This is a genomic window from Roseibium sp. (assembly GCF_051016195.1).
In the GTDB taxonomy this organism is placed as follows: domain Bacteria; phylum Pseudomonadota; class Alphaproteobacteria; order Rhizobiales; family Stappiaceae; genus Roseibium.
This window is the reverse complement of record NZ_CP134616.1, coordinates 385,153-406,202: the sequence shown is the minus strand read 5'-3', so window position 1 is coordinate 406,202 and position 21,050 is coordinate 385,153. Positions and strand designations below refer to the sequence as shown.

Here is a 21,050-nt window from a genome sequence, read left to right as displayed (position 1 = left end):
GCGCAAGTCGTTGCTTGATTTCAAAATTCGATCGCGAATTTTGCGTTGCAGCACAGCTTGATGATTGATAGGGTTACCCCACGGTTAATTTTATAACTCAAATCAACAACAGCCGAAGCATAGGCAATGGACAACCCTCAAGTGTGTATTCTTAGGGAAGGGCGTCGCATTGAAACATTCGAGACTTAACGGGACTTATCCTCTCCCGAGTTCGAAGATCGAAGAAATTACCGCTGACGGAGGTCACTATTCCGGCAGGGTCGGCGGACATTATGAGATTTTGCCAAAAGGGTTTCAGCGTGTCCTGAATTGCACGCTGTCGCTCTTGGGGATCATTGTCACTTTTCCCTTGATGGTCATGATTTTCGTCGCACTCCGTGTTGAGTGTCGGGAATCCGCGCTCGTGGCGCGCGTGGTGAGGCCGCATATGAAGCCGCCAGTCACCGTGTTGAGGTTCCGCACCCGCAGGGCGGGAAGTGCGCGCGAACTAACGAAGGTCGGGCAGTTTCTTGCAGACACTGGCCTGGACCGTTTGCCATATCTTTTCTCCGTCTTTAACGGGGACTTGTCCTTCTTCGGAAACGCGTCATCGTTGCCAGGGTCATTCGGGCATTTCAGGACCTCAAAGTCGGAAGTGCCATTCAGTATATATGCGAATGTCCTCAAACGACCCATCGACGTGGTTCTCGTCGTTCTGGCCTCGCCGATGATATTGATCGTGGTTGGGACACTATACCTTGTGGTTCGCGCTGACGGGGGCTCGGGATTCTTCGGGCAACGTCGGGTGGGCCGTCACGGAAAAGAGTTCTTCTGCTGGAAAATCAGGTCAATGCAGGTCAATGCAGCTCAAATGCTTGAAGAACATTTGCAGAGCAATCCCGACGCCGCAAAGGAATGGGAGGAAACCCGGAAGCTCGCTGACGATCCTCGAATAACGAAAATCGGGAAGATACTGAGGAAAACCAGCCTCGACGAGTTCCCTCAATTCTGGAATGTCCTGAGGGGAGATATGAGCATTGTGGGCCCGCGTCCCGTGCCGTCCGACGAATTGCAAAAATATGACGAGAAGGACGTGTTCTACAAGGCCGTCCGCCCAGGAATAACCGGTCTTTGGCAGGTGTCCGGCCGCAACGAAATCAGCTACGAAGAGCGGGTTAGTCTCGACCAGACCTATACAACTTCCATCAGCTTTTTGGGCGACATGAAGATCATTCTCAAAACGATTGATTCAATGCTGAAGCGGACAGGAGGATGATTTCGGGGGCTCGTTTCAGTGGAGTTTCCGGGGTCTTCGGGAATATTGCGTGTTGCGACGTTTAATTCCATAACCCCAAGGATGCTGAAATTTGGCTGTAGCACGCAAGTGGAGTGTTTTGGTCGATTGAGCCCCGCCACTGTTGCAAGATGGTGTTGCGAGAGCGCCGGGATTTGAAATTTTGTATATCCGCACTGATTTGACAGAATTTGGAAGTAATATTGAAAGTGGAATTAGCAAAACCGCACACGCTTCTGCTGATAAACTGACTAAGTAGGCGCAGACTGATTATATATCTGTTTTTTTTACATGATTAACTTTTCTGTTCCAAATAGTTTTAGGACAGTCAGATTTCCGGTGATATAGGCCCCGGTGTCTATTCCCAGTCTGTTGTGTTGAAAGTCAGGTTTTTCGGTTGGTGTGTGGCCATGCACGACAAACAGCCCATGCCATCGTTTCGATTGCAGGAAAGATTCCCGTATCCACATCAAGTCTCGGGGATCTTGGCGCTCGAGCGCGATGCCCGGGCGGATGCCCGCATGGGCGAAAAAATAATCACCTACCGAGACTGAGTAAACGAGCCCTTTGAGAAACTCTTTATGTGCTTTCGGCACAGCCTCCAACCATTTCGCATGGAGTTGAAGGGTGCTGGATCCACCTTTCGCCAATTCATACGATAACCCGTAGGACATCATGGTTTCGAGTCCCCCCATGAAGCGCCAACGCTCTAAGAGTTCAGGTTGCGCAAAGGTTCCCCCCATGACGTGCTCATGATTGCCGCGAAGGGTCACGACCTCGGGAATGGCAGTTCTCGCGATCAGGAGATCGAGGACTCTTGGTGAACTTGGTCCCCTATCGACATAGTCTCCAAGATAGATTTCCTGGTAGGTGTCAAATCTCCGCAGATTCCTGTCATTCTCTATTATTTCGATTTTCTGTTCCAGAAGATCCTCGCGACCGTGAATGTCGCCAATCACGTAAATCACACGACCATCTGGTACCCTTGGAACCGGGACATCCGAAAAGTATCTTAGAAGCGATCGGATCACGGTTGCGTGCCTCGGAACAGACTAGTGCGGTTTACGAATTTGAAGTTCGCTTCGAAGACTGCAGACGCGATGACGCGAACTTCAAATTCACAGCACCAGAGAACATGCTCGTTACTGAAGCCGGATTGGCGGTAGAAACGGCTAAGTATAGAGAGGAAACATGTGCAGGCTAGGTGTGGAACCCAAAAAGGTTTTTCACTCGCATTGAAGATCTGAGACTGGTTGGTGACCTGCAAGTTCCTCTCGAAGGCAATGTGCGTGCGTTTTATCCGGCCGGTTTCGGCAGGCAGTTTTCTTTGGGAACAAATCTCATGGCACCGCCTCGGCTCGGGTTAGCCGGAGTACAAACCTCCGAGACATGCTTGGCGGGCGCTAAATCAGCCGTCAGCGGATAATGTCAAAAGTTCCACATACCTTTTCTGCGGTGACATCGTCGTTTGCCCGAGCGCTTATGGTTTTGACGCCAAGCACAAACACAAGCCGGCATTCGTTGGCGGTCAAAGTGGCGTTATATGGAACTCCGTCTCCAAAAATTGCGACCGAACCTTCGTTGGAGTCTTTGCGGCACACCAGCGCCAGCTGCGGCATGGTCGTTGTTGGGTTTCGGGTGGACAAGGCCATCGGGGTGAGATCGAACGGTTCAGACGTCTCGCCCCTGGCAACCTCCCAGTAGCTCTCGACCTGCAGACGAAGGTTTGTACATTCTTCGGATAGAGCAGCGGTTGCGGTGAATGTCGCAGCCAGGAAAATGAAAACGGATCGATGAAACAACATATCCAACTCCGGGTTTCGCGCACAGCCTTTGGTGCTGGAAAAAACCAGCACTGGCATCCTTAATGCCTCAGGGAACGTATGGTCTGATTAGGGGAGTGTCCATCAGGAAATGACCGGCGATATCATCAGGTGTGCTTAGGTGTCGAGGCCAAGAGCCAATAGTGCTGCGCAAGCCTGAACGGTTGTTGGCGCTCCCGGGATCGGCCAATCGTTTCGCCAGCTATATAGTTTGATTTTACAGGCAATTTGCATCTAATTCCTGCCTATTATCTGTGCAGGCAATGTTGAAATTTGATGCGTTTACAGATTGCCGTTATGCGTTTGTTGCGGATATACAACGGCACCGCACAAATGCGTTTCCATCTCTATGCGGCGGTTTTGGTAAGAGGCGAAACTGTGGTAGCACTCTTACCAAGCGTCACCCAGACCATCCAGGGTTTTATGTGTTCCGAGTATTTTAGAGTTCTGGTTCTGTGCATATTGCTTGTCCTAGCAGGTTGCGACACGCTTCCGCGCTCAGGTCCGGATGATAGCGCTATCGTGCAACAGGCAGCTGCGCGGATAGTGGACGAACCTGGCGCCGCTCAGCGAGTGGCCCTCAATTACGCCTTCCTTGATCTCTCCAGCAACATGTTGCCGTACATCACGGATCCGGGGGTAGGCAGCCTGGCAAGCTTTGGTGGCGGAAGGGGTACTGCTCCCGAAATACTGGTGGGCGTCGGCGATGTGCTGCGGGTCACGATATTTGAGTCCTCCGCAGGCGGGTTGTTCATCCCGGCGGATGCCGGCAGCCGGCCGGGCAATTTCGTTAACCTGCCCGATCAGACGGTCGAGAAAAACGGTCTCATTACCGTTCCTTACGCAGGTCCCATCCAATCAAGTGGTCGGTCCCTGCAGCAGATTGGTGGTGAGATCGAGAAAAAGCTGGAGATGCGCGCGATTGAACCGCAGGTCGTCGTCAGTTTCGTGCAACGTGTTGCAACAACGGCGTCTGTTACGGGTGAGGTCAACGGTCCTGGCCGGTTCGAAATCAACGAAAACGGCGATCGAATTCTCGATATGATTGCTCGGGCCGGGGGCAACTCGAATCCGGGTTACGAATCCTACATAACGCTGCAGCGGAGAGGGCGGACTGCCCGGATCTATTTCAATTCGATTGCCGAAAACCCGTCAGAAAACATATATGTTGCGCCGGGCGACTCGATCATCGTTGAGCAGGAACAGCGAGCGTTTCAGGCATTTGGCGCTTCCGGCATCAGCGGTGAGTTCAAATTCGACCAGGAACAGTTGACCCTGTCTCAGGGCGTCGGCAAGGCGGGTGGTCTTCTGGATAACCAGGCTGATCCTGGTCAGGTATTTATCTACCGCATGGAATCGCGCAGCACTCTGGAAAATATAGGCCTGGAAATGGCCAACTTTGACAGCGGTGATCAGATGATACCGACGATCTATCGAACCAGTTTTCGTGATCCCTCAGGTTTCTTCGTCTCGCAGCGGTTCAATCTGCGCGACAAGGACGTAATTTATGTCTCGAACGCGGACTCTGTCGAACTAATCAAGTTTCTTGAGGTTCTGAACTCCGTGACTTCGACAGTCTCGGGTGTGTCGGGCGATGCGCGCCTTACCAGGAACAATGCGGTTTCCCTGGCCAAGGGGGTGAACGTCGACTTGGACAATTAGGCGCGTTTCGGTGCCTGCGGCCAACCGCTTTGTCCAACGTAGTTTGACGGATTTGTGCGACTTTTTGTGCGACGCTGCGGCGCAACATAAAATAATGTAACAACATTGTGCGTGAAGCCCGGTATGACAAAACTCAATTTGCCAAACAAAGAACTTCAGCCTATCATTTTTTTTTGGTTCGAATTAAGTTCAGGGCGCTCAAGAGCACCCGCGTACGTGCGTTGTGCACGCGGTGAAAGCGTTTTCGTTTTGCCGAATGAGCATTCCGGCACAATCTGGAAACGGCAAAGACAAGTCATGGGACGGAATGTCGTCGCGGGTGCGGAGCCTGCTATTGCGCGTGCCGTTGATGAAAAGGAAACTTGACCCAGCGTGATGAAACCGGGTCGTTAACAGCAACCCCAGCGATCTGAGCCTCTTCGAAAGCTGAGGCATTTGGAACTCGATTTAGGGCATTGGTTCAGAGGCAAGCTAATTGAATAGGCCTATTCAAGGCGGTATTGATCCGGTTCTTCAGGAACAGTCACCGCTTGGTGATCAAGTCGAAGAATCCCCGATAGACATTGCACGTCTGCTCGGAGCAGTTCGCCGTCAAATTATTCTGATCGCAATTTGCTGCTTCATTGGTCTTGTGTGCGGTGTTGCTTACTTCTTGTCCGCGCAACCCCTTTACACAGCATCTGTTCAGCTCTTGATAGAAGATCCTCAGGCGAATGCGGATGAAGAGCAAAGCAGCCTGTCAGTTCGTTTCGACGCTGCCAAAATCGACAGCCAGGTTGTGTTGATGAAGTCCGAAAGGATTGCAGCCTTTGTCGTCAGGGAGCTCGATCTGACAAACGATCCGGCTTTCATGGCAAGAAAGGGATCGTTTTTCGGAGGCATCAATGCAACGTTCACGTCGTTGGCAGGCTTTGGTAGCCAGCTTTCCGTGGTGGAAGAACTCACCGCACAGGAATTGTCCGCGCTCGAGAGAAGCGCTGTATCGAAACTGAGGCAAAACATGTCGGTTAGCCGCGTGGGGCTGACATATGTTTTGCAGATCTCCTACAGATCTTCAGATCCGGTTCTCGCAGCCAAAATAAGCAATGGATTCGCGGACGCGTATCTGGTCGATCAACTCGAGGCCAAATATGACGCGACAAGAAGAGCAAGTGCCTGGCTGCAAACCCGCATACAGGAATTGCGTGAGCAGTCCCTGGCATCGGACCTTGCTGTTCAGAGGTTTCGCGCCGAAAACGATTTGATCGCTGCAGATGGGATGCTGCTGGGCGAACAGCAATTGGCCGATGTGAATAGCCAATTGATTGTGGCGCGCGCGGAAACAGCTCAGGCTGAGGCGAAATACCGCCGAATTCGCGACATCATTGACACGGGGCAGATGGATGCCGCGGTAACGGAAGCGCTCAACAATCCAGTGATCGCGAGATTGCGGTCCGATTTTCTCGAGGCCTCCAAAAGGTACGCCGAAATCAGTTCGAAACTGGGAGACAACCACGTTCAAGCACTGAAGTTCCAAAGTGAGATGTCAGAGTACCAGAAGGTAATCTTCGATGAACTCTCCCGCATTGCACAAAGTTACCAGAGTGACTATGCCATCGCTCAGACGCGTGAGGCGTCCCTGGAACGGAGCCTGGCTGTTCTGACTGGCGAAACGAAAGGCACAAACGAAACACTGGTCACTTTGCGTGACCTGGAGCGCGAGGCGGAGACCTATAAGAATCTTTACCAGAATTTTTTGGAGCGCTACAAGGAAACGGTGCAGCAGCAGTCGTTCCCGGTGAACCAGGCACGTGTCATTTCCGCGGCAAACCCTCCACGCGGTCCCAGCCATCCAAATAAAGCTTTGACGCTTGCGGTTTCACTGGTTCTGGGTGGCATTGTTGGTGTTGGATTTGGTGCCCTTAGAGAATTTCAGGATCGAGGGTTTCGTACCGGGGAACAAGTTCGCCAGCGCCTCGGCCTGGAATTTCTTGGTCTGCTTCCCGAAGTCTCCCACAGCCAAATTGGCAGAGACGTGACGCATGGCAACACCGAAACAACCCCAAATCAGATGGAACTGACGGACACGATCCTGAGACAGACATTGGACTCACCGTTGTCAGCCTTCGCTGAAACCCTGCGCTCGTCCAAGATCGCGGCGGATCTTATGCTTGGGGACAAAAAGCCGAAAATCATTGGCATAGTCTCGGCTTATTCAGGAGAGGGCAAGTCGACGGTCTCGAAGAATTTCGCATCGCTTCTTGCGAGTCTTGGAACCAAGACTCTTTTGATGGATTGTGATCTGCGCAATCCCGGTCTGAGCCAAGGCGTCGCGCCAAGGGCCGAAGCAGGACTGCTGGAAGTTTTCCTGGACGGCAGGTCGATGTCCTCGGTTCTGGTGAGAGAACCGGATTCCGGACTGGTTATGGTTCCGACTGTGCTGCGTCAGGGAATTTCGCACACGAGTGAAATATTGGCATCACCGTCAATGAAGAAGTTGTTGTCAGCTGCTTCTGATCATTTTGAATATATAATCATCGACCTTCCCCCTCTTGCTCCGGTGGTCGACGTGCGCGCGTTTGCGAACCAGGTAGATGCATTTCTGATGGTCGTCGAATGGGGCAAGACCCCGCGTCAGACCGTGCGTGCTGCAATAGCGAATGACCGGCGTTTGGCGGACAAGTGTCTCGGCATCTTGATCAACAAGGTCGATCCCAAAAAACAGAAGACGTATGAAGACAACTACCAAAAAGAATTTCAGAATTCGAAATATCATTATCAATTCGATGAATAAACGGCTTGGAACATAATTTTTGCGGTGTAAGTCTTACATCGCCATTGTTATGCGATCGAAGTAGTTTCACCGCCGAGCTTCTTGGACAGCTTCGATAGCATTTTCACGCAGGTGAGCACGATCAAACGTCTTTTCTGAGGAAGAGGTATTTGAAGATTGGCCTGAGAAAGGTCATCGCGAACCCGAGATTGAATGCCATGCAAGCAACGAATACCGCTTTTGCGGTCAACGCCCAACCAATTTCGAAGAAATACATTCCAAGGCCGAAGTCACCCAAGAATAACAGCATGGCAAGCACCATTTGAAAGCTTCCTCGAAGTAAGCTTACCGTTAATCCGTATGATATGGATATCACAATGACGCCCATCGGCTTACCCTGTCGTCGCACGCTTCCAGAATACAGGTATCCTGCCTTTCTTAAGATCTAGTATCCACTTTAAATTGGCCAATATAATAGCGCCAGGAATTTAACTGTCACTGAGAAATATGGTTCGATTGTCTTCTTATTTTATCGGAATTTTTACTTCTTGGACCTGACGTAGTGTTTTCTTCGCCAGTTTACTTTTTCAGCCAATCTTTTATACGGTGAGCTGTATTCCATAACTTGGAATCTGAAGTAAATCACGAATTGTTGTCTGCCGGTTCTCATGAAGAAGGAGGTCAGAGATGCCGAACGCAATCAGCGATCGCCGGAAATGAAGGCGAAGTTGCTTCTGGAAGTCTTGTGAGGACGTGAAGCGTGGCGCCGCTTGGTCGAGCCGGGTCATCCGGAGCCGTCGGTTGGCGAGCAGTGTTAGCTGCAATCGATCTGCCGATCGTCTTTTTGCCAGACGCCAAAAGGCGAAAGCGAGATTGACCTCGCCCTGAAAAACCGGATCGATGCACCGGCGGCTTCTTTGGCAAATCCTCGTCGAGCGGGTGGAGCGCAATTAGGTTACTTTACGTCGAGACTTGTGCAACGAACGGGAATTAGCTCAAACTGGCTAAATTCGGCCATGCCGATGTTACGTAAATCTCGACTTGTGCAATGCAGCATAGTTGGCTAGGTTACCCGCAGACCTGAACGTCCTTAAGGTCGGTTATGCGCCTTGCACTAAAGGGGGATCGATGAAACACGCGATTGGATTTGGTGGACTTGGCTCTACCGATTCATACTCATCGACCGGAACTCAATGGTTTCGCCGACATGTTGTGTCACCCTCCTGCAATGAGACGGGGCCGCCTTTCCCGATAGACAATGCTGAGCGAAATGCAAACCAGTATCGCGTGCCACTGCTGACGGTTTTGTCTCATGACATGAACGGGATTCGCAGTGCGCCGGCGGTCCATCGAAAGACCCGGCACGCGTTGTACGGATTTTGTGAGATCGAAAGAACGGGTACGTTGCCGGACCGCACACACTGACACGGCGCGGAGAAGCTACTTTGCAGCCTTCGAATATTATCGCCTTGGCCGTCTGGCGCGCCGCGAAAGGACTGAAAATAAACCACATTTCCCAACCTTTCACTCCTTCCAGCAGGCTAACGCGCTCCAATCGGGATGGACGCCGCACATAGGCCTTGACGCAAGATCAAATGAGATATCGGTAAATGTGAAACAGGTTGGATACTAGGCTCCGTTTGTTTGGAAAAACGCTAATGGCGGTGTCTTGCAATGATTGAATGAATAATGACGCAAACTGGTGATGCGATGTCTCGTTTACTTGGTGAACATGAAGCTGACTCAATCAGAAAACTCAGTTCTGATCTCGTCCGCGTAGTGGTTGCTGTGCCGACACTAAATGAAGCGGGGTCGTTGAGAGAGGTGATCTCCGCGCTTCTTCGTGAACAGGTCGAACTCGCCAATCTGAACATTGTTATCGCCGATGGCGGTAGCACTGATGGCACAATTGAAATTGCAAAAGAGCTCGCAAACACCAATTCCTGCGTCCATTACATCCACAATCCAAAACGGATACAGGCTGCCGCCGTCAATCTGGTCGCACGCGAATGGGCAGGGCGGGCGGATGTTCTTGTACGGTGTGACGCGCACGCGGGTTATCCACGCCGCTTTGTATCAAGCCTGATTGAAGCAATCGAGCAACACGCAGCGCAGTCCGTTGTTGTACCGATGGATTCGCACGGTCAAGGTTGCGTTGGCAAGTCGGTTGCATGGGTATCAGATACGGTTCTCGGGTCAGGAGGATCATCGCACCGTGGCGGTAGGCGGAGTGGTTTCGTGGATCACGGTCATCATGCCGCGTTCGTGTTGAAAGACTTTCTCGGCAACGGCGGCTACGATGAGACTTTCAGCCACAATGAAGATGCAGAACTCGATTGCCGCTTGATTGCTGGCGGGTCTAGGATTTTCTTGGAGTCGAGCATTCGGGTCCAATATTATCCCCGTGAAAGTCTGTCTTCTCTTTGGAAGCAGTACTTCAACTACGGGCGCGGCCGAAGCAGAACAATTCGTAAGCATCCAAAGAGCATAGGTCTAAGGCAATTTTTAGTGCCAGCGCATGCACTTCTATTTTTCAGTTCGATACTGTTGTTTTTGTTTATTGGAAATTTGTTCTTTCTCGCTTGGCCATTGTTTTATCTGTCCATACTGACGGCGTTTTCGATCTATATCGCACGAAGCAAGCGTGACTGGTGTGGGCTGCTGTCTGGCGTGTCTGCAGCGACAATGCATACAGCTTGGGCATTTGGGTTCACATGGGGACTGTTAACACAGCCCGAAGTCCGATGGGTACCCGCCGGGAGATCGACATGAAAGTCATTCTGGTAGATCCTTCGCGATTTACAGCACCCTATGACGCAGAGCTGGGCGAGGGACTGGCTTCGGCTGGCGTGAAGGCCATTTGGGCAACACGTCCGGTAAGAGCGCAGGAGGCAGAACTTTTACCGCCGACCGCAACTCGTGAGATTTTCTATCGCAACTCAGATAATCTGGAAAAATACGGCAGTCGTGTCCGCAGTGTAATGAAGGGAATGTCACATCTCGCTGGACTGCTAAGTCTGGCGCGTCTAGCAGCCTCTGAGGATGCCAAAGTAATTCACTTTCAATGGTCGGTGCTGCCGATTTTCGACGCAATAGCAATGTCCGTATTGCGTCTCCGGTACAGAGTAATTCTTACCGCTCATGATACAGTCCCCTACAATGGAGAGAAAATTTCATTCCTTCAAAACTTGGGATTTGACCTGCCGATTAGGATTGTTGACGGTGTTATTGTTCACACCGAAGCGGCAGCTGCCAGACTGGTAGAACGCGGACACAAGCCAAAGAAAATCGCTGTGGTTCCTCATGGTCCGCTGCCACTTGGCGTCGACATTCCTGCCCCGAAAACCTCAAGCGAAGGCGACCCTTGGACATTTACTCTGTTTGGTCAGATAAAGCCGTACAAAGGTCTGGACGTTCTGATAAAAGCACTTTCGCTCATTCGGGATGAAATCCGGGGCAAGGCGAAAATCATCATCGCCGGTGCGGCGCATATGGACATGGCGCCCATTCTTGATGACATTGCTGCTTATGGACTAAGCGACCTTGTAGACCTGAGGCTCGGGCGGTTGAGTGAAGAAGAAGTAGCCGAGCTGTTCGTGAATACAGACTGTTTCTTGTTTCCTTACAGGCAAATCGATGCGAGCGGCGTGTTTTTCCTTGTGAGCCCGTTCAAGAAATGGGTCATCGCAAGCGATGTCGGCGTCTTTCAGGAGCAATTGAAGAATGGCTGCAATGGCACAAGAGTGCAGCCTGAAAATCCGTCGCAGTTGGCCGACGCAATTTTGAAGGCTGCCAGGGAACGCCCCAGTGTTTCGGCCGAGTCGGAAATTGTCCCTTGGAAAGACATTGGTATCCTGACAAAAGAAGTATACTCAGGAAAAGCACAACAAAATAAAGATCATAATTATGGTCTTTAAATACAAACATAGTATGTCTGCGCCCTATGCAAGTTATTCTGGCGACTCGGTCCCGGGAAAGCAGGATAAAGCAATTGAAAAGCACTATTATTTAAGACTTACTATCAGAGCGTTGATTTATTCATTTCTGTTCCTGCCTATGTTCGGTCTGCAGGTAACCGGCACGTTTTCTTTGAGCTTCAGTTTGATTTTTATTTACGTTCTGATAGCGATATTAATACTGAACAATTTTATAAAATTCAACTACCCGAACATATTCTTTCTCGTATTACTGTATTTGTCAGGCGTTTTTGCAATACTGTCGTCAAATCATTGGGCCGTTTCACTACCCTCCTATTTCTTGTTGTTGGTTTTGTACTTTCCGTTCTTTTTCCGGATGCGGCAAACTCAAGTCGCGGCGGAGGCCTACAGTCTTGCCATCGGCTGTTTCCTCAACGCCAGCAAGGTGTTGGCGGTGATAGCAATATTGCAATTTGCGGCACAGTTTATAATCAGGTCACCCTTGATCTTTGATATATCACCTATGTTCCCACAATTTCTGCTTTCTACTGGGAACTTTAACACAGTCATCGATGCTGGCGGGTTTTACAAAGCAAACGGACTGTTTCAGCGGGAGCCTTCGGGTCTGTCCGGTTGGATGGCGATTGCGATCATTGTGGAATATGCAAACAGACGAAGGATCGGGAATCTCGCTCTGTATTCCGCGGCGATTTTGTGCAGTTTCTCAGGAACCGGCATGTTGATTTTGTTGTTTGCGTATCTGATTCCCACGAATTTAAAAGATTTACTGAGGGGACTCCTGTTTTTATTGGTCGGGTCTCTCTTGTTCGTGATTGTCGACACATATCTGGTTGATGGATATTTTTCCGGCAGAGCGACTGAATTCGGCCGAGTAGGTACCAGTGCTTACGCTAGGTTCGTTGCGCCAATGCAGGTCGTTTTGAGTAGCATGCAATCGGCCGATACCCTGATCTTCGGAAACGGCCCCGGCACCTATCGCCCTTCGGTTTCCGTGTTGTCCGCGACCTGGGAAATCCATGACCCAACTTGGGCAAAGCTTATTTTTGAGTACGGTCTCGTCGGCGCATTTTCGGCATTGGGTTTCATGATTGCCGCGCTTTCAAGCGCCAGGGGACCTGTGGAGTTGAAAGTCGGATATTTTTACGCCTGGCTTGCCTCAGGAGGCCAGCTATTGGCTCAGAATTTTTTGGCGTCGATTTTTATTCTGTTAGCTCTGTGGTCGATGGGTAAGCGAGGTCGTGTTCATGACTAGTGAAAAACTTAAATTTACGATTGTTATAACCTCGTACAATTATGAGAATTACATAGGTGCGGCGATCGAAAGCGCGTTGGGGCAAACACGCGCAATCGACCAAATTTTGGTCATCGACGACGGTTCCACCGATGGATCGAGAGAAATCATATCCGGTTACAAAGACCGGATTACTGCAATCTTTCAAGAGAACGCGGGCATGGTCGGGGCGTGGAATCGCGCCTATGACTTTGTTGAAGGCGATATTGTCATTTACTTGGATGCGGATGACTTGCTTCATTCAAACGCAGCGGAAGAAATAGAAAATCGCTGGACACCTCAATTGTCAAAAATCCAGTATGATCTGGAAGTCATAGATGAACATGGGGAACTCCTTGGTCGAAGATTCTGCGATTTTCGCTCGGAACAATCCGCGGAATATACCCATGATCTGTTCTTGCGCACCGGAACGTATATCTGGCCCGTCACTTCAGGAAATGCTTATGCGAGAAAGTTTCTGGACCAGTTGATGCCACTAACTCCGCCGGGTGGCTGCGATGGGGTTCTCAACACCTTGGCGCCATTGTACGGGGATGTTGCCACGATTACGGCACCGTTGGGTCAATATCGACTTCATGGAAAGAACAAAAGCTTGGGCGGTGGAAGTAACCGCGTTCGTGATTTTTCAAAAGCAATTCGGCTGCGGCACGAAGAGTTTGAAGTGCTGCGGCAACACGCGGAAATCCTGGGCGTAAAACTGAGTGGCGAAAATATGATGGATAACGAACTCACGTTCGTATCTTACCGAATGATGGCAAAAAAATTGCATCAGGAATATTGGAAAAGTGAGATGGACACAGTCGTGCGGCTCTGGAGGTTGGGAGTTGATTGTGCCTATCGAGAAAACCGAAAAATCAGGAAAAAGATCATGCACGTGGTGTGGTTATCTGTGTTTGCTCTGACAAACAAGAGCCTTGCGCAGCAACTCGTAAATATACGCTACAGGCGAGCGGAAATAATCAAAAAATTTACAAGATAAATTCAGGGGTTCAATCGATTGGAAACAATGTGAGTTTTCAAAACATAAGCAGTAAGACCATTAGCATGTCCTTGTTTTGGAGCGTGCTCGAAAATGGAGGGCTATCGATATTATCGCTCTTCGCCCTCGTAATTTATGCAAGATTTTTGTCTCCCGCTGAATTTGGTTTGGTAGCGACGGCTTTGGCTTTCATTGAGCTGCTTTCCGTGATTACCGGCATGATGTTCCACGATGCGCTGATCAGGCATCCGAAACCGACAAGCAGGCATTATGATACCGCGCTTTATACAACCATTCTTCTGAGCGTAGTGTTCTGCTTGGCGATCATTGCTTCTTCCTCAAAGTTTGAAGATCTGATGAAGGAGCCGGGATCAGCAGAAATAGTTGCAGCATTGAGTTTTGGATTAGCGCTGACGGGCTTCAGCGCCACTGTGTCGGCACGACTAAAGAAGGATTTTCTTTTCAAGAAACTCGCGCTTCGTAGCCTGATAAGCCGCGCCCTCGGTCTGCTGTTGGGAGTTGCAGCGGCGATTTGGGGGGCGGGCGCCTGGAGCCTCGTCATCCAGTACATATCGATGAGCGCATTTAGCACGATAATACTTTGGGTTTACGCACCAAGATCTTATACGCCCAAGTTTCAATTTGGCTTCAGCGAGCTGACAGAACTCTTGAAGTTTGGCAGTGTTTCCGTAACAGCAATTCTCGTTCAGCATTCCATAAAAAGAGTGTTTGTCATTTCGTGCGGGATTTATTTGGGAGCCTATGCGACCGGCCTCATAAACATGGCGTTCAGATTAGTCGATACGCTGTGGGCGATTTCGGCATCCTCAATCAACCAAGTAATGCTGCCGGTCTTGTCGCGAATATCTCACGACCCGAAATTGCTTCGCAGGGCATATCAAACTGGGGTAAAGCTGTCTTGTACCGTCCTTTTTCCCATATTTTTTGGACTTGCAGCTACGGCACCTGTTCTCACAAGCCTGTTGTTCGGAGACAAATGGATCGATAGCACTCTCTTTATCCTGGTGTTTTCGTTCATGATAATTCTTCAAGCGCCCAGAATATTCGCTTTCCCTTTGTTGACTGCACTTGGAATGCCGTCGCGCGTTTTATTTGTGAATGTCGTAACTTTCACATACATGACATTGATAGTCGTAACACTAGGCATCGGCAGCTACGAAGCTGCAGCCGGCATCTGGGTCGGGGCGGAGGTGATTTCGACAGTCTTTATGGCAGGCCAACTCAGGAAGGTCACTTCCATGTCCGTTGGCTTGCAATTCAAAAACGCGCTGGTTCCTCTTTTTTCAGGCATAACCATGTTCGTTTTGGTATATTTTACGAAGAACTCTATTCAGGATTTGAATTCAAAATATTTGGAATTGTTCATTCTTGTCTTTGTTGGCGTCGTAACTTATTTGGCCGTCTACTGTATTGTTGATTTGAGAAGCCTGCGAGAGCTTTTTTCCTACTTACGGAATTTGCGTGAAAAAGGCACTCTTGGAGAAGGGGCAAGTTCGTGAAACTGTCAGTTGTCATCCCAAACTACAATTACGAGATGTTTGTCGCGGAAGCTATTGAAAGTGCGCTTTCGATCGAATGGGCTGATTTGGAGGTGATTGTAGTCGACGACGGCTCAACAGACAGTTCGCGGGAGATCATAAGCCGTTTTGAGAAGAGAGGGGTCAAGGCGATTTTCCAGGAAAATGCGGGCCCAAGCAACGCCGCGAACACCGGATACCTGAAATCAAGCGGTGACCTGGTTTTGTTTCTTGATTCTGACGACATAGTCTCAAGCCAGCTGATGACCTACATTTCGAAAAATGCACGCGATGGGGTCAGCAAATACCAGTTTCAAATGTATACGATTGACTCGAACGGGGAGCCGCTTGGAAGTTTCATCCCCAAATACAATGGCATTCCGTCGAGCGAGCAGATCAGGAAATGGTATGAGGGGTCTTCGGCTTATCCAACTCCTCCCGGTTCCGGTAACGTCTATACAAGAGAGTTCCTGGAGAAGATTTTTCCACTTGAGCCGAACATGGACCGGGCAAGCGACAGCTACACGCTGTCTACGGCCCCGATCCTAGGTGATGTGATCACGATTTCTGAACCGCTTTTTGGTTATCGGATTCATGAAAACAACCTGGCCGCCATGAAGAAGTTGAAGCCGGAAAAGTTCGGTTTCGATTTGAGCCGTGCTGTCAACAGGTCGGACTACGCGAGACGAATTGCTGAGAAATTCGACGCGCAGACCAAACCGGGACCCTGGTCCAGAAGCCTGAAAAATCTCCAGTTGAGAGTTGCATCTTACATCTTGGCGCGAAAACAACACCCGATCCCCGGAGACGGACGTCTGCGAATAATTCGCAGCGCCATCGTGGCGTCTACCGTACCTCAGGGAAATTCGCTCAAGACACAGGCAATCATTGTGGCTTGGGTGGTCTTGATGGCCTTGGTACCAACATCGATTTGTCGTCACTTGGCCTCTTGGAGATATGCATCGTCAACCAGGCCGAGATGGATGAAAAGATTGTTGAGCACGATTTAGCGACGCTGTGTGGAGAATTCGATGACTGCTACAAGGGAGTCTTTTCTGAGCCCGTTGATGAGGCGCTTGCGCACGGTGGGTGCCGAGGTTCTGGTAAGAATTAGCTGGTTTTGGTTTGTGTCTTTTGGCGGCCAGACAAGCAAGCGGCACACGCTTCCGTTCGAACTGATCATTTCGTTGACTTCGTATCCACCGAGATTCCCGACGCTGGCGTTGACGCTAAAGAGTTTGCTGCTCCAAAGGATGCGCCCGGACAAAATAGTATTGTGGATCGCAGAGGAGGACAGGGGCAAGGTCCCGGACGAAGTCTTGCAGCTGGAAAAATATGGAATTGAAATCAGACATTGCCACGATATCAAATCTTACAAGAAATTGATTCCTTCCCTTACTGCTTTCCCGGACGCAGGCTTCTTGATCGTCGATGATGATGCTTATTATGATCCTGCATTTGTGGCTTGTTTTGCCGAGAATTACAGGGTCAAGGACAAGGAAATACTGTGTGGACGCGCCTATGACATCATTCTCGATGATCATGGTTTGCCGCTGCCCTACAGCAAGTGGACCTTGGCAGGCGTTTCTGACGAACCTTCGTCATTCGTCTTCCCGACAGGCGTCGGCGGTGTTCTCTATCCACCCAATTCACTACATTCGGAAGTTGTCTCTGATCGCTTTATGGATTTGTGCCCAACGAGCGACGATATATGGTTCTTCTGGATGGCAGCGTTGACAGGATACAAGTTCAGGAGGATCAACCGTCCAAATTCGACTGTTACATGGCGATCATCGCAGCGAAACACGCTGTGGCAAGAAAACAGCTTAGGAAAAAATGATGAGGCTATTCAACGTCTCACGGAAGCATACGGCTTTGGCAATTCACCTTGAGTAAATTTCGTAACCGTCAGTCGCTGTCCCAAGTACCATAGCTGAGTTTACCAGTTGGACACAGGGGCAGTGCTTATACCAGGCGAAGGGTAAGACCATGCTAAAACCTACAGTTAAGGCCCTCATAGTCGGAACACCGCTGGAACCAATTGCCAAGAGAGTTTTGGATTTAATCAGAAGAGAAAAGGTTGTGGAGTTCACGACCTCTGGTGAGTACTGGGAAAAAAGGTATGCCCAAAGCGGGAACTCCGGTGCGGGAAGCTACGGTCAGCTGGCAACGTACAAAGCCGAAGTGTTGAACGATTTTGTCAAGCAGAATGCTGTACGGACTGTGATCGAGTTTGGCTCTGGCGATGGGCACCAGCTAACCCTGGCGCATTACCCGAATTATGTCGGCGTGGATGTGTCTCAGACGGCAGTGGCCGCTTGTCGAAAGCTGTTTGCAGGCGATGCGGGCAAAACCTTCATTACCCTTTCGGACTACGAAGGACAAACGGCCGATCTGGCACTCTCACTCGACGTCATTTATCATTTGGTAGAGGACAAGACTTTTGCTGATTACATGGAAAGGCTCTTTGATTCAGCTACCCGCTTTGTGATCGTATATTCATCCAACAAGAGCGATCAGCACGAAGCAAAACATGTAAGGCATAGGAAATTCACTGACTGGGTTGACGCCAACCGTGAAGATTTTGTGCTGAAATCTCACATACCAAACAAGTTTCCCTACGACGCATCCGATCCTCGCAACACGTCCTTCGCTGACTTCTTTATCTACGAAAGGTCAACCTAGATCTGTAAGTTTTTGTTGCGGAAGTGCTGTTTCGGTTCAGTCCTCTCCTGGATTTCGTTCCAAAAAGAGGCCTGTTCCGGGATGGCAGGCTTTTGCTTGGCTGTCCGGAAATCCAAGGTGGGTAAGCCTTTCCCCGATGCTGTCGTCCAGGAGAACCGGGCGCCGCAATTCACCATCGATCACAGACGTGATCCTCGATCCTTGGATGACCTCTTGGATGGATTGTATTATACTTGAAACAGATCTGCTGGCTTTCCAGCAGCCAACCATTTCTCGCGTGTGCACCTTCCTTGTCCATGGAGTCTCAAGAAAAAAGCAACCGTCCCCTAATAAGTCGCCGTTCGGCCTTGTACTATGCCGTGCTGATTGGTCTTGTGGTCGGGTTGAACCTGGTTTTTCTCCTTTACCGGGATGAAGTGGCAGCACTCGTAGCGCGCGCGACCGGTGGCCTCGACGCTGCGGAAGGCAATGCGCTAGAGTCGCAGTTTGTACCGTTGGGAACGCAGTTGCTTGCGCAGCCTGACATTGGTTCAACGGTTGCAACATTCGAGCCCGCGCAAAGATTGCAGCCGCCTTACCGGGTCGTCGACTCTGTTTCCTTATCGGGGGAGGCGAAGGGAGAACTCAAGCTCGCATATGTGCGCGGAATTGGGGCGACAGATCTGTGTTTGAACGCAAAACAGCGGAAATTCGCTTGTGGACTGATGGGACGCGCAGCCCTGCAAAATCGCATCTCTGATGAACCGATGACCTGTGTTCCGGTGTTCTACGGGGGCGGTGTGCGGCGTTTTTCATGCCGCTTGGACGACGGTACGGATTTATCAGCGTACCAGGTTGGCACGGGGTTCGCGCGCCCTGATGTACTTGGCAGATTATTACTTGAGCAACCATTGCAGCACGCGCGGTCCGTTGGCACGGGAGCCTGGCAAGGCGATTGGCTTGTTATGCGGCTGGAAGACTTGGAGCGAACGGAAACAGACCTGGAAACACCACGTTTTCAAGCGGATAAAGCTGAAGGCCACGACTGAATGGGGCTTGCCAATTGGCGCTCTCGGAAAAATTTTGCCGAAATGGAAGATAACGGCTTTGGCCGTTGCAAGATTGAGGATCCGATCAGCCTTTGGTTCGGCCGCTTTTCAAAAAACGCGGAGATAGTCACGTCAACTCCGGTGATGTAGCATTGCGCAGCGGATTTGACACGGATTTTGGCACCATGCCGTCCGTTCGTGACGTACTGCCGCTTAAGGGCAATCAGTGTTGTTTGACAAGTTGATGTGTATATCGTCGTGGTAGACAAAGAAACGGGGGAAGCTTCGGCGATGTCGAGAGGTCCGCTTGCCGTGGCTCTTGTGTCTCTGGTTCTGGTGGCATTTTCGCAGGTTTCCCCTTCGATTGCGCAACAATCCGGGTCGCCTGAGGAACAAGGCGGCGCTGTCCTTTGGACTACGGTACCGCTGCGCGTAAAGCCAAGTGAGCAGGCATTGCCCAGACTGCCCGGGAGGGCGGCCAATGAAGCATATCCGGAAAAAATCTATGTGCCGCAAGGTGTCAGGGTCACCGATAGCATTACGTTTGTATTGCGGGGGGCGACATTCCGATTGACCGGCGTCAAGCCGATACCACCAAACTATATCTGCGAGGAGGCGAATGGAAAGCGATGGTCATGTGGCTTAAGGGCCAGGACCAGTCTCAGAGCGTTGATTGCGGGAAAGGCGATCGAATGCAAAACGGTCGAGAAATCTGGCGATGAAATGATTTCGGTCGATTGCGAGACATCACCCGGCATGACCTTGGCCCGCGCGCTCTTGCTCTCCGGTTTTGCCGTTCCTACTTCAAATCGTAGTGCAGATTTCTCTGAGGCGGTTTTGCACGCGATTACAACCCGGGCGGGAATTTGGAGCGATGAAACTTATTTCACGAAAAACAGTAAAGTTGCAGAAGCGCGGTAGTTACAGCCGTTCGATAGGCGTTTTTTTTGTACTTGCATCGGGACTTGCGCTAGTGCCGGGTATGTCTGGTGCGCAAGTGGATAATCGTCGGCAAGCGGGCGACTCTTACATAAGGGGAGCGCCCTCTGGATCCGTGTATGGAGACCACCGGGATGCGCGGCCAGGCTATCGCCCCGGAGAACGTGTCCGGTCTGACCGCAATGTCGATGAGGTGCGTCCTGGTTATCGGCCGGGTGCATATGGCACCGACGGGTCGGACTGCCAGCCCGATGCCGGCGATTGTGAGCGTGGTGTCTATCGCTGAAGGTATTGCGAGGGACTGGATAAGCTCGAACCGACCGTGACGCCCAAATGCGCGGCGAGGGTGAGACCGATTGCAAAAAAGGGCAGCATGAGGTCAAAAATCATGATGTGCTTCCACGGACTGCCTGGTACGAGATTTTCCGGTTTCAGCCTGATATCCCGCGCGTAGCGCGGAGCTTCTCAAGATCTGCCTTGAGACGTTCGTCCGCTTCCTCCGGGGCTTGCGGAGGAAAGAATGGTCCTTGTTTGAATTTCGGTTTACTGCCGTATGTCCGCCGATACCGGACACCCAGCGACCGGCAGAACTTCAGTACTGAAAGGGCTTCCCAGGGTGTGCCGGAAAACTCGTGCGTCGCCTGGTTCCCAAGTCTGTTTTCTAGACGCGTATAATCTTGCCGCTGCCTCGGGGGATACACTGGATGGGAAACCCGGTCGCTCTGCTCCTGAAGGGACCCGAAGTCCCGCTGCCGCGCGGATACAGCTTCAAGGATTTCAAGGGGCATGAACGCTCGGAGGTCCGCCTGAAATGGTGGAGCTCCGCAGAGGGGTCGCTGAGAGACGTGGTCCTGTCCGTCCCCGACGTCGAGGACATTCCCGAAGTCAGCATTCCCGCCGAGATCCGTGACATTCTTTATCCCGAACACGAACCGCCCGTCTTTTGCGGACATTACAAGATGAGGGGAACTCCGGAAATTTCTTCGTCCAACGCGGTGTGCCTGGAACTTCCCGGCGGTTCCATGCGCCTACCGCTTGGAAGACGGGGCCACGTCAATTTCGCGAGACAATCTGGTGATCGTGTAGGACCTTGATTTAAGGTTTCCGCGCGAGCGGTCATGTGCTTCGACGACAGTTTAGGA

At 50.9% G+C, this 21,050-nt stretch carries 17 protein-coding genes; 14 read left to right on the top strand and 3 right to left on the bottom strand.

Annotated features, from left to right (window positions below; all coding sequences use genetic code 11):
- The first annotated feature begins 169 nt into the window (after positions 1-169).
- On the top strand, positions 170-1,255 hold the full coding sequence (locus RDA78_RS01870; protein WP_434053678.1) for a sugar transferase: 1,086 nt from the start codon (positions 170-172) through the stop codon (positions 1,253-1,255).
- Positions 1,256-1,560: 305 nt separating this feature from the next.
- Here RDA78_RS01870 and RDA78_RS01865 read toward each other — a convergent pair whose 3' ends face one another.
- Positions 1,561-2,241 carry a metallophosphoesterase family protein gene (locus tag RDA78_RS01865; protein WP_434053677.1) on the bottom strand — a complete coding sequence of 227 codons (681 nt, stop codon included), beginning with the start codon at positions 2,239-2,241 and terminating at the stop codon, positions 1,561-1,563.
- A gap of 447 nt (positions 2,242-2,688) precedes the next feature.
- Positions 2,689-3,135 carry a hypothetical protein gene (locus RDA78_RS01860; RefSeq protein ID WP_434053676.1) on the bottom strand — a complete coding sequence of 149 codons (447 nt, stop codon included), beginning with the start codon at positions 3,133-3,135 and terminating at the stop codon, positions 2,689-2,691.
- Between the two features lie 237 nt (positions 3,136-3,372).
- Here RDA78_RS01860 and RDA78_RS01855 point away from each other — a divergent pair, with 237 nt between their 5' ends.
- Entirely contained in the window at positions 3,373-4,758 is a 1,386-nt protein-coding gene (locus RDA78_RS01855; protein ID WP_434053675.1) for a polysaccharide biosynthesis/export family protein, read from the top strand.
- A 475-nt stretch (positions 4,759-5,233) separates the two neighbouring features.
- Positions 5,234-7,531, top strand: a complete 2,298-nt coding sequence (locus RDA78_RS01850) for a polysaccharide biosynthesis tyrosine autokinase (protein ID WP_434053674.1) — start codon at positions 5,234-5,236, stop codon at positions 7,529-7,531.
- Positions 7,532-7,652: 121 nt separating this feature from the next.
- Here RDA78_RS01850 and RDA78_RS01845 read toward each other — a convergent pair whose 3' ends face one another.
- Positions 7,653-7,832 (bottom strand): hypothetical protein, encoded by a 180-nt coding sequence (locus tag RDA78_RS01845; RefSeq protein ID WP_434053673.1) that lies wholly within the window; start codon positions 7,830-7,832, stop codon positions 7,653-7,655.
- 1,367 nt (positions 7,833-9,199) lie between these two features.
- On the opposite strand from RDA78_RS01845, the gene RDA78_RS01840 reads away from it, so the two are divergent.
- From RDA78_RS01840 to RDA78_RS01790, 11 genes are all read left to right on the top strand, one after another.
- The gene (locus tag RDA78_RS01840; protein ID WP_434053672.1) at positions 9,200-10,282 is read left to right on the top strand and encodes a glycosyltransferase family 2 protein; all 1,083 of its coding nucleotides are present in this window, start codon (positions 9,200-9,202) and stop codon (positions 10,280-10,282) included.
- A complete protein-coding gene (locus RDA78_RS01835; protein ID WP_434053671.1) occupies positions 10,279-11,427 on the top strand; it encodes a glycosyltransferase family 4 protein in 1,149 nt (382 codons plus the stop codon). Before RDA78_RS01840 ends, RDA78_RS01835 begins: the two co-directional genes overlap by 4 nt.
- A 13-nt stretch (positions 11,428-11,440) precedes the next feature.
- Positions 11,441-12,700 carry a hypothetical protein gene (locus tag RDA78_RS01830; protein WP_434053670.1) on the top strand — a complete coding sequence of 420 codons (1,260 nt, stop codon included), beginning with the start codon at positions 11,441-11,443 and terminating at the stop codon, positions 12,698-12,700.
- Complete coding sequence (locus tag RDA78_RS01825; RefSeq protein ID WP_434053669.1) at positions 12,693-13,718, top strand: glycosyltransferase family 2 protein; 1,026 nt, start codon at positions 12,693-12,695, stop codon at positions 13,716-13,718. The genes RDA78_RS01830 and RDA78_RS01825 overlap by 8 nt, the downstream gene beginning before the upstream one ends.
- A 65-nt stretch (positions 13,719-13,783) precedes the next feature.
- Positions 13,784-15,238, top strand: coding sequence for an oligosaccharide flippase family protein (locus tag RDA78_RS01820; protein ID WP_434053668.1), 1,455 nt, complete (start codon positions 13,784-13,786; stop codon positions 15,236-15,238).
- Positions 15,235-16,266 (top strand): glycosyltransferase family 2 protein, encoded by a 1,032-nt coding sequence (locus RDA78_RS01815; protein ID WP_434053667.1) that lies wholly within the window; start codon positions 15,235-15,237, stop codon positions 16,264-16,266. Before RDA78_RS01820 ends, RDA78_RS01815 begins: the two co-directional genes overlap by 4 nt.
- Positions 16,267-16,287: 21 nt before the next feature.
- Entirely contained in the window at positions 16,288-17,148 is an 861-nt protein-coding gene (locus RDA78_RS01810; protein ID WP_434053666.1) for a hypothetical protein, read from the top strand.
- 97 nt (positions 17,149-17,245) lie between these two features.
- Positions 17,246-17,941: a class I SAM-dependent methyltransferase gene (locus RDA78_RS01805; RefSeq protein ID WP_434053665.1), complete on the top strand. Its 696-nt coding sequence runs from the start codon at positions 17,246-17,248 to the stop codon at positions 17,939-17,941.
- A 233-nt stretch (positions 17,942-18,174) separates the two neighbouring features.
- Entirely contained in the window at positions 18,175-18,969 is a 795-nt protein-coding gene (locus tag RDA78_RS01800) for a hypothetical protein (RefSeq protein ID WP_434053664.1), read from the top strand.
- A gap of 246 nt (positions 18,970-19,215) precedes the next feature.
- A complete protein-coding gene (locus RDA78_RS01795) occupies positions 19,216-19,890 on the top strand; it encodes a hypothetical protein (RefSeq protein ID WP_434053663.1) in 675 nt (224 codons plus the stop codon).
- A 722-nt stretch (positions 19,891-20,612) separates the two neighbouring features.
- Positions 20,613-21,002 (top strand): hypothetical protein, encoded by a 390-nt coding sequence (locus RDA78_RS01790; protein ID WP_434053662.1) that lies wholly within the window; start codon positions 20,613-20,615, stop codon positions 21,000-21,002.
- The last annotated feature ends 48 nt before the right edge of the window (positions 21,003-21,050 follow it).

Excerpts from the sequence above, each read along its gene's own strand:
- RDA78_RS01845 (WP_434053673.1), bottom strand. The coding sequence starts at position 7,832 with ATGGTGCTTGCCATGCTGTTATTCTTGGGTGACTTCGGCCTTGGAATG.
- RDA78_RS01840 (WP_434053672.1), top strand. The coding sequence starts at position 9,200 with ATGACGCAAACTGGTGATGCGATGTCTCGTTTACTTGGTGAACATGAA.
- RDA78_RS01830 (WP_434053670.1), top strand. The coding sequence starts at position 11,441 with ATGTCTGCGCCCTATGCAAGTTATTCTGGCGACTCGGTCCCGGGAAAG.
- RDA78_RS01820 (WP_434053668.1), top strand. The coding sequence starts at position 13,784 with ATGTCCTTGTTTTGGAGCGTGCTCGAAAATGGAGGGCTATCGATATTA.
- RDA78_RS01805 (WP_434053665.1), top strand. The coding sequence starts at position 17,246 with ATGCTAAAACCTACAGTTAAGGCCCTCATAGTCGGAACACCGCTGGAA.
- RDA78_RS01860 (WP_434053676.1), bottom strand. The coding sequence starts at position 3,135 with ATGCCAGTGCTGGTTTTTTCCAGCACCAAAGGCTGTGCGCGAAACCCG.
- RDA78_RS01855 (WP_434053675.1), top strand. The coding sequence starts at position 3,373 with ATGCGTTTACAGATTGCCGTTATGCGTTTGTTGCGGATATACAACGGC.
- RDA78_RS01835 (WP_434053671.1), top strand. The coding sequence starts at position 10,279 with ATGAAAGTCATTCTGGTAGATCCTTCGCGATTTACAGCACCCTATGAC.
- RDA78_RS01790 (WP_434053662.1), top strand. The coding sequence starts at position 20,613 with ATGGGAAACCCGGTCGCTCTGCTCCTGAAGGGACCCGAAGTCCCGCTG.
- RDA78_RS01825 (WP_434053669.1), top strand. The coding sequence starts at position 12,693 with ATGACTAGTGAAAAACTTAAATTTACGATTGTTATAACCTCGTACAAT.
- RDA78_RS01810 (WP_434053666.1), top strand. The coding sequence starts at position 16,288 with ATGACTGCTACAAGGGAGTCTTTTCTGAGCCCGTTGATGAGGCGCTTG.